Here is a 12,422-nt window from a genome sequence, read left to right as displayed (position 1 = left end):
AATGCCGGGGCCTGTAATGGCCACATCCTTATGGCCTTTCGCATGAACTCTCCAGAGGCGGCAGACGTATTACTCGGCCCGCCTACCACGCCTTCTCCCAGTCCAGGCGAGAAGCCTTGCCTTACTCGGCTTTCAGGCCGTCAGCGGAGACCGCCTTGACGCCTTTGATTTTCTTGGTGATGGCCACAGCGGTGGCTTTCTGAGCGTCTGTCACCGCAACGGTGGACGACAGGGACACGACGCCTTTGTTGGTTTCGACTTTAATGTCGGTACCAGGAATGCCTTTTTCGGTCACCAAGTCACTTTTGACTTTGGTAGTGATCCAAGTATCGGAAGTAGCTTCCGTGGCCTTGGTCATTTCACCAGCCGCCAGAGTCATCGGGGCCTGGGTGGTTTGGGTGGTCTGTGCAAAAGCTGCGTTGGCCATGGTCAGGGTCAGCGCGGTAGCAGTAGCGGCGGCGATAGCGAACTTCTTCATACGAGTAACTCCTGTTTTTCTATAAAGTCTGCTGCGTGTCTTGTCAGCAGGGTTACCAGAGATATTGCGAACGCTGTGCCAACTTTGAGACGAGAAATAAATGCTTATAAAACAATAACTTACCAAATCAACTGATTTTCGGAATCATGCAAAATGCATGACTTCGAAATTATGTACATGCAAGTTGCGGGTTTTAGCACAGGCCTAAGGCCATGAATTGTTGGGGTTTTCTTGATTATTTGAATCGCTCCCCAAATGACGGACAAAAAAATGCTCCGCGTCGTGAAAGGCGGGGCATGGGACAGACTTGGCGATGGATTAGACGCCAGGGCAACCCGTAGGCGCGTACTCTTTGAGTACCGTTGAGGCGCAAGTCCAGCCACCGGCCAGCGCGCGCGAAAGCGTGATGGTCTTGCCGGCCACCTGACCGTTTGCATTGAGGATCGTGCAGCCAATACTGCCAACACCAGAAGTGATGTTGCCCGCCACCGCAATCGTGCAATTGCCTGTGGTCGCGCTAACGCCGAGCAGAGCGAGGGTGGGGACGGTGCCTTGATTCATAATGTCTTCGTAGGGGACCTTCAATGCCGATATTTCAGCAAGACCGGCGGTGACCTTCGCCCGCGATTGATACTTCGAATACTGCGGCAGCGCAACCGTCGCCAGAATCCCGATGATCGCCACCACGATCAACAGTTCGATCAGGGTAAAACCTTTTTGAGTATTCATAGACAAGCTCCATGCATGAGTCGAAATCTCATGATCTGAATTAGCCGCAGCACAGCCCATGCCAAGCCCTTCGCCCCCTGTTATAGGGGCACGAGGCCAACACAAAGCCCTTTCCTACCCCCAGGATCCGCACTATCTGACACTTTTTGTCACCTGAGCAGTGCTGGTTTGGTTCCGCTGCTTGACTAGGCTATAAGTCATGAACTGTCTGCGTCCGGTATCCCCATGAATGACATCGCCCTTAGCGGTCTGGCCAAGCAATTAGTCCTGGCCGAGCTGCTCACTGATAAAAGCGCGCAACAGGCGTATCAGCAAGCCCTACGCAATCGCATCTCCCTGGTGACTTACCTGGTGCAGAGCAAACTGGTGCAAAGCCGCCAGGTGGCCGAGATTGCCTCGGAACACTTTGGCATGGCCTTGCTGGACCTCAACTGCCTGAACAAGGAGACCCAGCCCAAGGGACTGGTCAGCGAGAAACTGCTCCGTCAGCACCATGCCCTGCCCCTCTGGCGGCGCGGCAACAAGTTGTTCGTGGGGGTTTCCGACCCGACCAATCAGCAAGCCATCAATGACATCCAGTTCAGCACCGGGCTGAACACTGAAGCCATCCTGGTGGAGGAGGACAAACTCAGCGACGCCATCGAAAAATTCTTCGATACCCAAGGCGCCGGCATGGAAGACATGGCCGATGTCGACCTTGATGGTGTGGACATCGAGTCGATCGATGACGACAAACTGGAAGCCATCGCCGGCCAGGATGCCGATGACGCGCCGGTGGTGCGCTTTGTCCACAAGATGTTGCTCGATGCTATCAAGAGCGGCTCTTCCGACCTGCATTTCGAACCCTATGAAAAAACCTACCGCGTGCGGGTGCGTACCGACGGACTTTTGCGTGAAGTAGCCAAACCACCGATTCAACTGGCCAATCGCATCGCCGCGCGGCTGAAAGTCATGGCCAGCCTCGACATCTCCGAACGGCGCCGGCCCCAGGACGGGCGGATCAAAATGCGCCTGTCCAAGAGCAAATCCATAGACTTCCGGGTCAACACCCTACCGACCCTGTGGGGCGAGAAAGTGGTAATCCGGATCCTCGACCCGTCCAGCGCTCAAATGGGCATCGACGCCCTCGGCTATGAGCCCGACCAGAAAGACCTGTACATGGCCGCCCTCAAGCAGCCACAGGGGATGATTCTGGTGACCGGGCCCACCGGTTCGGGCAAAACCGTGTCGCTCTACACCGGGCTGAACATTCTCAATACCGTGGACATCAACATCTCCACCGCCGAAGACCCGGTGGAGATCAACATGGAAGGCATCAACCAGGTCAACGTCAATCCCAAACAGGGAATGGACTTCGCCCAGGCACTGCGCTCATTTCTGCGACAGGACCCGGACGTGATCATGGTCGGTGAGATCCGCGACCTCGAAACCGCCGAAATCGCCATCAAGGCCGCCCAGACCGGGCATCTGGTGCTGTCGACCCTGCACACCAACAGCGCCGCCGAAACCCTCACTCGCCTGCACAACATGGGCATCCCCGGGTTCAACATTGCCACCTCGATCAGCCTGATCATTGCCCAGCGCCTGGCACGCAAGCTGTGCAGCCATTGCAAGAAACCCATCGAGATTCCCCGTGAGGCGCTACTCAAAGAAGGCTTCCCCGAGGAACGCATCGGCTCGTTCACGATCTATGAGCCCGTCGGTTGCGATCAGTGCAATGGCGGTTACAAAGGCCGAGTCGGGATTTATGAAGTGGTGAAGAACACACCGGACCTGCAACGGCTGATCATGGCCGAAGGCAATTCACTGGAAATCGACAGTCAGATGCGCAAAGACGGCTTCAACGACCTGCGTACGTCGGGCCTGCTCAAGGCCATGCAAGGCATCACCAGCCTTGAAGAAATCAACCGGGTCACCAAGGACTGAATATGGCGGTCAAAGCAGCAAAAATCAGCGTCTACGCCTGGGAAGGTACAGACCGCAAAGGCACCAAAGTGACGGGTGAGTTGAGCGGTCAGAACCCGGCGTTGATCAAGGCCCAGTTGCGCAAGCAGGGCATCAACCCCGGCAAGGTACGCAAGAAGTCCACCTCGATTTTCAACATGGGCAAGCGCATCAAGGCCCGGGACATTGCCCTGTTCACCCGGCAGATGGCGACCATGATGAAAGCCGGTGTACCGCTTTTGCAGTCCTTCGACATCATTGGTGAAGGCTTTGATAACCCGGCCATGCGCACACTGATAGAAGAGGTAAAACAGGAAGTCGCGGCGGGTAACAGCTTCGCCGCGTCCCTGCGCAAAAAGCCCCAATACTTCGATGAGCTCTACTGCAACCTGGTCGATGCCGGCGAGCAGGCTGGCGCCCTCGATACTCTGTTGGAGAGAGTGGCTACCTATAAGGAAAAGAGCGAAAGCCTCAAGGCCAAGATCAAGAAAGCCATGACCTACCCGCTGGCAGTGGTGGTCATTGCGATCATTGTGTCCGGGATTCTGCTGGTCAAAGTGGTGCCGCAGTTCGAATCGGTATTCAAAGGGTTTGGCGCCGAATTGCCGGCTTTCACTGTGATGGTCATTGGCTTGTCGGAGTTCATGCAGACGTGGTGGTGGATGTTGCTCGGCGTACTGATCGCGGTGATCTTCGGCGTGCGCCACGCCTTTAAAACGTCGCAGGGCTTTCGGGACTGGATGGACACCTGGTTACTGAAACTGCCGTTGATTGGCACGCTGATGTACAAGTCTGCCGTGGCCCGTTACGCCCGCACACTGTCGACCACCTTCGCCGCCGGGGTGCCGCTGGTGGAAGCCCTGGATTCAGTGGCCGGCGCGACAGGCAACATCGTATTCAAGCGTGCGGTGCTGCGTATCAAGCAGGACGTATCCACCGGTATGCAGCTGAATTTTTCCATGCGCACCTCCGGCATCTTTCCCAGCATGGCGATTCAGATGACCGCCATTGGCGAAGAGTCCGGCGCGCTGGACGACATGCTCGACAAAGTCGCGAGCTTCTACGAGGACGAAGTGGACAACATGGTTGATAACCTCACCAGCCTGATGGAGCCGTTCATCATGGTGGTGCTGGGTGTTATCGTCGGTGGCCTGGTGGTTGCGATGTACCTGCCCATCTTCCAACTCGGCTCAGCGATCTGACATGCCCTTGAACGACATTCTGACCCTCTACCCGATGGCCTTCTTGATCGCAGCGATGTTGGTCGGCTTGCTGATTGGCAGCTTTCTCAATGTGGTGATCTGGCGCCTGCCAAAAATGCTTGACCGCGAATGGCGCCAGGAGGCCCGGGACGTTTTGGGCTTGCCAAGCGAGACACCGCTGCCGACCTTCAACTTGATGCTGCCCCATTCCCAGTGCCCTCATTGCGGCCATCGAATCCGCGCCTGGGAAAATATTCCGCTGCTCAGTTATCTGTTTTTACGGGGTCGGTGCTCTAACTGCGCGGCAGCGATCAGCAAACGCTACCCGCTGACCGAACTGGCGTGCGGTCTGCTCTCGGCGCTGATCGCGTGGCATTTCGGTTTCGGCTGGCAGGCCTGCATGGCGCTGGTCCTGGGCTGGGGGTTGCTGACGATGAGCCTGATCGATGCCGAGCACCAACTGCTGCCTGATGTGCTGGTGCTGCCACTCATATGGCTGGGGCTGATCGTCAACAGCTTCGAGCTCTTCGTGTCCCTGCATGACGCAGTGTGGGGCGCGGTGGCCGGCTATATGGCGTTGTGGTCGGTGTTCTGGCTGTTCAAGCTGATTACCGGCAAGGACGGCATCGGCCACGGCGATTTCAAGTTATTGGCAATGCTCGGGGCCTGGGGTGGCTGGCAGATTCTGCCCCTGACTATCCTGCTGTCATCGCTCGTGGGGGCGATCATCGGGGTGATTTTACTGCGCCTGCGCAACGCGAAAGCGTCGACACCGATCCCCTTCGGGCCCTTTCTGGCGATTGCCGGCTGGATTGCCTTGCTCTGGGGTGGTCAAATAACCGACTTCTATTGGCAGTTTGTCGGTTTGAAATGAATACCCCTGTGGAAAAACCCTGGATTCTCGGCCTGACCGGCGGCATCGGCAGCGGCAAAAGCGCGGCTGCACAGCACTTCCTCGACCTGGGCGTGCACGTAGTGGACGCTGATCATGCGGCGCGTTGGGTGGTGGAACCGGGGCGCCCGGCGCTGGCAACGATCGCCGAACACTTCGGCCCCGGCGTATTGCAAGCCGACGGGCAACTGGATCGCGCTGCGTTGCGTAAACTGATCTTCGAAGTGCCAGACGAACGCCGCTGGCTCGAAGCGCTACTGCATCCGCTGATCGCCAAGGAAATCGCCGATCATCTGGCCAAGGCACAATCGCCTTACGCCATTCTGGTTTCGCCGCTGCTGATCGAGTCCGGGCAGTACGCCATGGTCCAACGGGTCCTGGTCATCGATGCCCCGGAACAGCTACAGATCGAGCGCACCCTGCAGCGTGACCAGACCAGCGAGCAACAAGTCCAGGCGATCCTCAAGGCCCAGTCCAGCCGACAGGACCGCGTGAGCCATGCCGACGAGGTGGTGGTCAACGACCGCGACCTCGCCTGGCTGCACAGCGAGGTCGAACGCCTGCATCACTTTTACCTTACTTTGCGTGGAGGCCAGTCATGAGCCAAACCCCAACCGTCGAATGCCCAACCTGCGGCGCCCCTGTTGAATGGAGCCCCGAGAGCAAATTCCGGCCATTCTGTTCGGACCGTTGCAAACTGATTGACCTGGGCGCCTGGGCATCGGAAGAACACAAGATTCCGGTGAGCCCGGATGCCGAAGACGACCTGTTCAGCGAAGACTTTGACCCGCGTCACTGATCTTCAAGGCCGCATTAAACCGTAGTCCTGGCTGTCATCGAGGTTTTCCGCAAGAAAACGCAACTCATCGGCCAGGTCTTCGGCGCTGCGCACCGCCTTGCTCTGTTGCACCGTAGACACTCATTTCGATGCTCCTTAAGGTTTTCCCGAGCATGGATTCGTGAGCGATTTTTGGATTTGATGTGGATCAAGATTTGGGATCGTCGTCTTTCCAGGGCGCCGAAAGGTAGCGCGTGCGATTGAAGGTCTCCAGCCACTCAGGGCAAAACACCACCAGCGCGCTGACCACCATGCCATTGATAAATGCTTCCGGGAAAATCAGTAGCCACAGATAACCGACAAAATCTTCCAGCCAATACGGCATGGCGAAACGTTCGTCGAACCACAGCAACCACAGCGCCAACAGCAGGCACAGCAACGCGGACAGCGCCGCTGCAAAAAAACCGGACACGAAGATATACACAAAGGGATTACGCGGCTGCGCTCGCTCCACCAGGATCGCGCAGCATTCGGTGATCAGCACCGGCAGCAGAATCAGCAGCGCGCCGTTGACCCCCATCGCCGCCAGATCTTGTCGCCCGAGCAGCACTAATCCCGCTTGCGCGACCAACCCGCCGACAATTGCCAGCGGCCAGTCGAGCAACAGGGTGACGGCGGTCATGCCGATTAAGTGGTAGGACACGCCGGTGTCGAAGTCTTGTCGCACCAGCCAGAGCATGAACAGCGCGAACACCGTACCGAACAACAGATGCTGGCGGCGGCTGTCGCTGACCAGTTCGACCCACGGTGCTCGCGCAACGGCCCAGATCAGCACTGATACGTAGATCAACCACCCCGTCGTGAGGGTTTCCGGTGACAGTAACTCGGCGCCGATCATGGCTGGGCACACTCCCTTGTCTTGCCGAAAGAGAACAGGCCCTCAGTCTACACCGCCCTTCGCACGCCCTTCGACTTCAGGCCCAATGCCGTGGATCGTTCATCACCGCCTCGTGTTCAGCGAATAGTTTGGGTAATTCGGTCTTGAGAAAGTCCACCCAGGTCCGGACCTTGGCATCGAGAAAGCGCCGCGACGGGTACAGCGCATACACATTGCGCTGACGGGGGCGCCAGGCCGGCAGCAAGCGCAACAAGGTGCCATCGCTCAAGGGGCGCGTCGCGGTGTAGAACGGAATCAGGCTGATCCCCATGCCGGCTTCCGACGCTTTGACCATCGACTCGGCGACATTGCACTGAAAAGTTTTGGCCGGGCTGACGGCCTGCTCGCCCTCTTCGTCCTGGAACACCCATTCATCGCTGTACAACGGGTCGAGCATACGCAGGCACTGATGATCGTTCAGCGCCATCGGTGTGTGCGGCACGCCACGCCGTTGCAGGTATTGCGGGGAGGCGCAGGGCACGCTGTAAATCTGCCCGATGGTCTGGGCGACCAATTGCGAATCGGCCAGTTCATGGGCAATCGAAATCACCACATCGTGCCCTTCCTCCAGCGGATCGGGATTGCGCTGCGACAGAGTCAGCTCGAACACCACATCGGGGTAAAGCTCGCTGTAGCGGGCGATCAACGGCGTGATCAACACGCCCAGGCCATTCATGCTGTGAACTCGCAGCCGTCCACTCGGTTTGAGATGGGCGCCGCGGGCCTCAGCCGTTGCCTCCTCCATTTCTTCGAGTATTTGCCGACTGCGCAGCAGGAATCGTTCACCGGCCTCGGTCAGGCTCAATCGCCGCGTGGTGCGTTGCAGCAAGCGAGCTTGCACATGCTGCTCCAGATCCGCCACCAGTCGCGACACTTGCGCGGTCGACAGGTTCAGCGCGTCGGCGGCGGCGGTGAAACTTGCGCAGTCCACCACGCGGACGAACACCCGCAAGTTATTGAGCAAATCCATAGGCCCTCCGGGGGCGGTGACTGTTACGTTTCATGTAAGGCTGCATCAGGCGCTGGCCCCTTTATCGGTCGCGGGCAAAGACTAGAATTCAGGTATCGGAATCAACACGGAGCACAGAAAAATGAAAACCCTGATCAGCCTGTTTCTGACCGTTGTCGCCACCTCGGCCATGGCCGCCGGCAACGAGCCAGCGGCCACCCGTTACAACCCGGCACAGCCGCTGGACATCGCCGAAGTGGTTTCAGTGACAGACACCGCAACGGCCTGCGACGTTGTGCCAGCCACCATGGTCTACATCGATCATCAGGGCCAGACTCATCGCGTGACGTATCAGGTGATGGGTAACTGCATGAGCAACCTGTGATCGCTGCTTCATAGCAACGTCCACGTATAACTGAGGATCAAACGGTTCTCGTCGATGTCACTGCGGTAGTTGGAGCGCGCCATCGCGTTGCGCACGCGAATCCCAAGGCCTTTGAGGCTGCCACTCTGCAGCACATAGCCGAGATCGAGATCACGCTCGCGGTCCTTGCCCTCAAACCCTTGGCCGGTGTCGACATTGTTGCCGGTGATGTAGCGCACGGTACTGGTCAGCCCCGGCACGCCGAGGGCCGCGAAATCGTAGTCGTAACGCGCCTGCCAGGAGCGCTCATCGGTGTAGGCAAACTCGTAGGTCGGCACCTCGTTGCCCAGCGGTGAGATGTTGGCAAAGACTCGCGGGAAGGCGCTGTCGCCGAACATGCCCTGATAGCCGACATAAAACGTGTGCCCGCCGCGCTTGGCCGACAGCAAAGAGAAGAACGCCTGGTTGTCGATGTTGCCCAACAATTTTTTGCCGTCTTCGCGCGAATCGTAATAACCAAGGTTGGCGCCCAGGGTCCAGTTGCCCAACGGCTGGCTGTGCTTGAAGCCGAGAAAGCGCTGGTTGTAGATATCTTCCAGTTGCCCGAACCAGGCGCTGACCGAGCTGCGTTTATCGTTGAAGGCGTAGTCGGCTCCGGCAAAGTTGAAGCCATCACTGCTGACCTGACGCTGCGGTACATGACCGAGCATGGCTTGCATCTTTTCGTCGCCGGCCTCGTTGCGCAGGCTGGTCGAACTCAAGTGACCGCCCTGCACCGTCAGGCCATTGATCTCGTTCGAGCTGATGCTTGCGCCTTGATAGCTGGGCGGCAGCAGCCGGATATCGCTGAAGGCCAGTACTGGCAGGTTGGGTTGCAACTCACCCACCTTCAGTTCGGTTTTGGAGTAACGCACCTTCAACGCGCCTTCCAGACGGCTGTAATCATTTGCCGCACGCCCGTCATCCTGCACCGGCAGCAAACCGGTATTGACCCGATCCGGGCTGCTGTCGAGTTTGAGGCCGAGCAGGCCAATGACATCCACACCAAAACCGACGGGGCCCTGGGTGTAACCGGATTTGACGTTGAGAATGAAGCCCTGCGCCCACTCTTCTGCCTTCGACTGTTTGTTCGCACCGACGATGTCGGAAAAGTCCCGGCTGAAGTAGTAATTGCGTGCTTGCAAGGAGGCGGTGGTGTCTTCGATGAAGCCGCCCTCGGCCGCCATCGCACCGGCGGAGAAACTCGAGACGACCGCCATGGACAACACTGAACCGGTTGTTGGAAGAATTTGTTTCATCGTTTTTTCTCTTATTTTTATTGATCGACAGGTTGAAGTGCTTCAGCCGCAGCGGATTCGCTGCGAGGAACGGGACGACGGGCGTTTAACAACACGTGGGTGACCATGCCGAAAATCAGCCCCCAAAAAGCGGCGGACAAACCCAACAACGACATGCCCGACGCGGTGGTCAGAAAGGTCACCAACGCGGCTTCGCGGTCACTCGGCACGGCCATTGCGCCGGCCAACGCCCCGGCAATCGCGGCGAACAGCGCCAGCCCGGCCAGGGCCGCGATCAGCTCTTTGGGGAACGCCGAAAACAGTGAAACGAGAGTGGCACCGAAGACCCCCAGCACCAGGTAACACAGCCCGCCTACAACCCCGGCCACATAGCGTTTGTCGGGATCTTCATGGGCCTCGCGCCCGGTACAAATGGCTGCGGTAATCGCCGCGAGGTTCAGCCCATGGCAACCGAACGGTGCCAACAGCGCCGTGCCCAGCGCACTGCTGGCGATGATCGGGCTTGCCGGCGTTGGGTAACCGCTGGCACGCAGCACCGCCATGCCGGGAACAAACTGGCCGGTCAGCGCCACCATCACCAGAGGCAAGGCGATATTCAGGGTCGCGCTCAGGCTGAACGCGGGCGTGATCCATACCGGCGTGGCCAAGCCGATCACCAACGCGTCGCTGTGCAAATCTCCGACGAAAAAGGCGATGGAGCAGCCCACCAGCAGCACCATCAACACCGCATAACGCGGCATCACCCGCTTGCAGATCAGGTACGTGGCAAACATCGCCAGTACCAGCAGCGGCTTGCCCTGCAACGAGACGAACAACCCGGTGCCGAAGCTGAACAGAATCCCCGCCAGCATCGCTGCCGCAATCGCCGCCGGCAGTTTGCTGATGATCCGGTCAAACGCCCCCGAGACCCCGACCAGAAAGACAATCAGGCTGCTGACCAGGTAAGCACCCACCGCCTCCGGCATGGAGATCCCCGGCAACAGCGCCACCAGCAAGGCCGAACCTGGCGCCGACCACGCGATGATCACCGGGACGCGGTAACGCAGGCTCAGACCAATGCCGAGCACGGCGCTGCCGATGGATATCGCCCAGACCCAGGAAGACAACACCTCCCGCGAGAGGTGCGCGGTCTCAGCGGCCTGAAAGATGATCACCAACGGGCCTGCGTAGGAAATCACCGTGGCGATAAATCCGGCGACGGCTGCAGACAGGGAAAAGTCCCGGACCAACGCTTTCATGAAACGTCGCCGACAGATCCGTCGGGCGAACCGTGGCGCAGGCCCGAGAGCGCTTGTTTGGTGCTGCGCCGGCTGCTGATGGCGAACACCGTCATGGCGACGGCGGCCACGGCACCCGGCAAGGCAAACGCCATGAAATTCAGTTGCAGCGGCAGGCTGATTCCCAGCAAGGCACCGCCCAGCAGCGGCCCGACGATGGCGCCGTTGCGCCCGATGCCCGACGCCCAGCCCAGTCCGGTGGAACGAATGGTCATGGAGTAGAACTGCGCGGCGCAGGCGTACAGCAGAATCTGCGAGCCGATGGTGGTGGCGCCAGCAATGGCGATCAGCAGGTACAACAGCGGCATCGGGCTGTTGAATCCCAGCAAGGTGATCGACACGGCAGCCACAGCGAAGAACACCGCCAACACCCGCGGCAGGTTGAGTTTGTCCCCCAGCACACCGCCGCCGACCGCGCCAAAAATGGCGCCGAAGTTGAGCACCAGCAGGAACGACAAACTCGAGCCCAGGCTGTAACCGGCGTTGGCCATCAGTTTTGGCAGCCAGGAACTCAAGGCGTAGACCATCAGCAGGCAGCAGAAGAACGCCAGCCACAGCATCAGCGTGCGCAGCGCACGACCCTCGCGGAACAGTTGCAACACGGGGGTGCCGGTGCCCTTCACTTCGCTCATGTGCAACTGATCGCTGGCGTGTGAGACGTAAGCCGGATCAATCCGTTCCAGAATGTTGCGCGCCTCTGCATTGCGCCCCTGACGCAGCATGAAACCCACCGACTCGGGCAGGAAGTACATGATCAACGGCAACAACAGCAACGGCATCATCGCCACGTAAAACACCGATTGCCAGCCAAAACTCGGAATCAGCACGATACCGAGCCCCGCCGAGAGCATGCCGCCCACTGAATAGCCGCTGAACATGATCGCCACCAGCGTGCTGCGGATCTTCTTCGGCGCGTACTCATTCATCAGCGCCACAACGTTGGGCATCACCCCGCCAATGCCGAGCCCGGCAATGAACCGGCAGAGGCCAAACTCGGTCGGGTTACTGGCAAAACCGTTGAGCACGGTAAAACCGCTGAAGAGCATCACGCAGATCGTAATGGTTTTTTTGCGGCCAATCTTGTCCGAGAGCGGGCCGAAAAACAGCGCGCCGAACATCATGCCGAACAGTGCATAGCTGCCCAGTGCGCCCGCTTGCAGGGGACTGAGCCCCCACTCTTTCATCAGCATCGGCAGCACCACGCCGTAGATCACCAAATCGTAACCGTCGAAAATGATAATCAGGGCACACCAAAACAGCACCATCCAGTGGAAGCGGTTGAATCGTGCGTTGTCGATAACCTCATGTACGTCAATCTTGCGCATGGCATCTATCTCTTGTTGTTGTTTTTTTAAGAGCGTCGGTAACGCGGCTAACGTCCGTACAGCCGAGGGTAAAGTTGCCAGGCGCGGGGCAATATCCGCGTAGCGCAGATCGCTATCCGTTTTGTGCAGGGCCCTGAAACGGGCGCGGGATGAGGCTTGTCGCGGGCATGGCGCGCCGCAAATCCGGCAGTTCTGACCTTCTCCGATAAACTGTCTTCTTTGCGATCGCATTTGAACGCTAAGCTTGGG

13 protein-coding genes are annotated in these 12,422 nt (G+C 58.7%); 6 read left to right on the top strand and 7 right to left on the bottom strand.

Features of this window, described 5'->3' with window-relative positions; all coding sequences use genetic code 11:
• Positions 1–121: 121 nt before the first annotated feature.
• Entirely contained in the window at positions 122–478 is a 357-nt protein-coding gene (locus ACYZT5_RS29175; protein WP_462048447.1) for a BON domain-containing protein, read from the bottom strand.
• Between the two features lie 318 nt (positions 479–796).
• A complete protein-coding gene (locus tag ACYZT5_RS29170) occupies positions 797–1,207 on the bottom strand; it encodes a pilin (RefSeq protein ID WP_462048446.1) in 411 nt (136 codons plus the stop codon).
• A 225-nt stretch (positions 1,208–1,432) separates the two neighbouring features.
• On the opposite strand from ACYZT5_RS29170, the gene pilB reads away from it, so the two are divergent.
• From pilB to yacG, 5 genes are read left to right on the top strand one after another with little or no spacing between them, the layout of a single operon-like run.
• A complete protein-coding gene (gene pilB / locus ACYZT5_RS29165) occupies positions 1,433–3,133 on the top strand; it encodes a type IV-A pilus assembly ATPase PilB (RefSeq protein ID WP_462048445.1) in 1,701 nt (566 codons plus the stop codon).
• 2 nt (positions 3,134–3,135) lie between these two features.
• Entirely contained in the window at positions 3,136–4,353 is a 1,218-nt protein-coding gene (locus ACYZT5_RS29160; RefSeq protein WP_462048444.1) for a type II secretion system F family protein, read from the top strand.
• A 1-nt stretch (position 4,354) separates the two neighbouring features.
• Entirely contained in the window at positions 4,355–5,227 is an 873-nt protein-coding gene (locus ACYZT5_RS29155) for a prepilin peptidase (protein WP_462048443.1), read from the top strand.
• Complete coding sequence (coaE, locus tag ACYZT5_RS29150) at positions 5,224–5,847, top strand: dephospho-CoA kinase (protein WP_462048442.1); 624 nt, start codon at positions 5,224–5,226, stop codon at positions 5,845–5,847. Before ACYZT5_RS29155 ends, coaE begins: the two co-directional genes overlap by 4 nt.
• On the top strand, positions 5,844–6,044 hold the full coding sequence (gene yacG, locus ACYZT5_RS29145; protein WP_462048441.1) for a DNA gyrase inhibitor YacG: 201 nt from the start codon (positions 5,844–5,846) through the stop codon (positions 6,042–6,044). The genes coaE and yacG overlap by 4 nt, the downstream gene beginning before the upstream one ends.
• A gap of 187 nt (positions 6,045–6,231) precedes the next feature.
• On the opposite strand, the gene ACYZT5_RS29140 is transcribed toward yacG, so the two are convergent.
• Both ACYZT5_RS29140 and ACYZT5_RS29135 read right to left on the bottom strand, forming a co-directional pair.
• A complete protein-coding gene (locus ACYZT5_RS29140) occupies positions 6,232–6,921 on the bottom strand; it encodes an energy-coupling factor ABC transporter permease (protein WP_462048440.1) in 690 nt (229 codons plus the stop codon).
• A 76-nt stretch (positions 6,922–6,997) separates the two neighbouring features.
• Positions 6,998–7,930: a LysR family transcriptional regulator gene (locus ACYZT5_RS29135; protein ID WP_462048439.1), complete on the bottom strand. Its 933-nt coding sequence runs from the start codon at positions 7,928–7,930 to the stop codon at positions 6,998–7,000.
• A gap of 121 nt (positions 7,931–8,051) precedes the next feature.
• Here ACYZT5_RS29135 and ACYZT5_RS29130 point away from each other — a divergent pair, with 121 nt between their 5' ends.
• A complete protein-coding gene (locus tag ACYZT5_RS29130; RefSeq protein WP_462048438.1) occupies positions 8,052–8,294 on the top strand; it encodes a DUF2790 domain-containing protein in 243 nt (80 codons plus the stop codon).
• A gap of 8 nt (positions 8,295–8,302) precedes the next feature.
• Here the strand turns inward: ACYZT5_RS29130 and ACYZT5_RS29125 are convergent, their stop codons facing one another.
• From ACYZT5_RS29125 to ACYZT5_RS29115, 3 genes are read right to left on the bottom strand one after another with little or no spacing between them, the layout of a single operon-like run.
• Positions 8,303–9,571: an OprD family porin gene (locus ACYZT5_RS29125; RefSeq protein WP_462048437.1), complete on the bottom strand. Its 1,269-nt coding sequence runs from the start codon at positions 9,569–9,571 to the stop codon at positions 8,303–8,305.
• 17 nt (positions 9,572–9,588) lie between these two features.
• Positions 9,589–10,809 carry a benzoate/H(+) symporter BenE family transporter gene (locus ACYZT5_RS29120; protein WP_462048436.1) on the bottom strand — a complete coding sequence of 407 codons (1,221 nt, stop codon included), beginning with the start codon at positions 10,807–10,809 and terminating at the stop codon, positions 9,589–9,591.
• Positions 10,806–12,173: an aromatic acid/H+ symport family MFS transporter gene (locus ACYZT5_RS29115; protein WP_462048435.1), complete on the bottom strand. Its 1,368-nt coding sequence runs from the start codon at positions 12,171–12,173 to the stop codon at positions 10,806–10,808. Before ACYZT5_RS29115 ends, ACYZT5_RS29120 begins: the two co-directional genes overlap by 4 nt.
• Between the last annotated feature and the right edge of the window lie 249 nt (positions 12,174–12,422).

Source organism: Pseudomonas sp. LB3P14 (assembly GCF_054898045.1).
This window is presented reverse-complemented; position numbering and strand designations above follow the sequence as displayed.

What these genes read in the sequence shown, in the direction of transcription:
- ACYZT5_RS29115 (WP_462048435.1), bottom strand. Translation starts at nt 12,173, where the DNA reads ATGCGCAAGATTGACGTACATGAGGTTATCGACAACGCACGATTCAAC.
- ACYZT5_RS29120 (WP_462048436.1), bottom strand. Translation starts at nt 10,809, where the DNA reads ATGAAAGCGTTGGTCCGGGACTTTTCCCTGTCTGCAGCCGTCGCCGGA.
- ACYZT5_RS29130 (WP_462048438.1), top strand. Translation starts at nt 8,052, where the DNA reads ATGAAAACCCTGATCAGCCTGTTTCTGACCGTTGTCGCCACCTCGGCC.
- coaE (WP_462048442.1), top strand. Translation starts at nt 5,224, where the DNA reads ATGAATACCCCTGTGGAAAAACCCTGGATTCTCGGCCTGACCGGCGGC.
- yacG (WP_462048441.1), top strand. Translation starts at nt 5,844, where the DNA reads ATGAGCCAAACCCCAACCGTCGAATGCCCAACCTGCGGCGCCCCTGTT.
- ACYZT5_RS29155 (WP_462048443.1), top strand. Translation starts at nt 4,355, where the DNA reads ATGCCCTTGAACGACATTCTGACCCTCTACCCGATGGCCTTCTTGATC.
- ACYZT5_RS29140 (WP_462048440.1), bottom strand. Translation starts at nt 6,921, where the DNA reads ATGATCGGCGCCGAGTTACTGTCACCGGAAACCCTCACGACGGGGTGG.
- ACYZT5_RS29160 (WP_462048444.1), top strand. Translation starts at nt 3,136, where the DNA reads ATGGCGGTCAAAGCAGCAAAAATCAGCGTCTACGCCTGGGAAGGTACA.
- ACYZT5_RS29175 (WP_462048447.1), bottom strand. Translation starts at nt 478, where the DNA reads ATGAAGAAGTTCGCTATCGCCGCCGCTACTGCTACCGCGCTGACCCTG.
- pilB (WP_462048445.1), top strand. Translation starts at nt 1,433, where the DNA reads ATGAATGACATCGCCCTTAGCGGTCTGGCCAAGCAATTAGTCCTGGCC.
- ACYZT5_RS29125 (WP_462048437.1), bottom strand. Translation starts at nt 9,571, where the DNA reads ATGAAACAAATTCTTCCAACAACCGGTTCAGTGTTGTCCATGGCGGTC.
- ACYZT5_RS29170 (WP_462048446.1), bottom strand. Translation starts at nt 1,207, where the DNA reads ATGAATACTCAAAAAGGTTTTACCCTGATCGAACTGTTGATCGTGGTG.
- ACYZT5_RS29135 (WP_462048439.1), bottom strand. Translation starts at nt 7,930, where the DNA reads ATGGATTTGCTCAATAACTTGCGGGTGTTCGTCCGCGTGGTGGACTGC.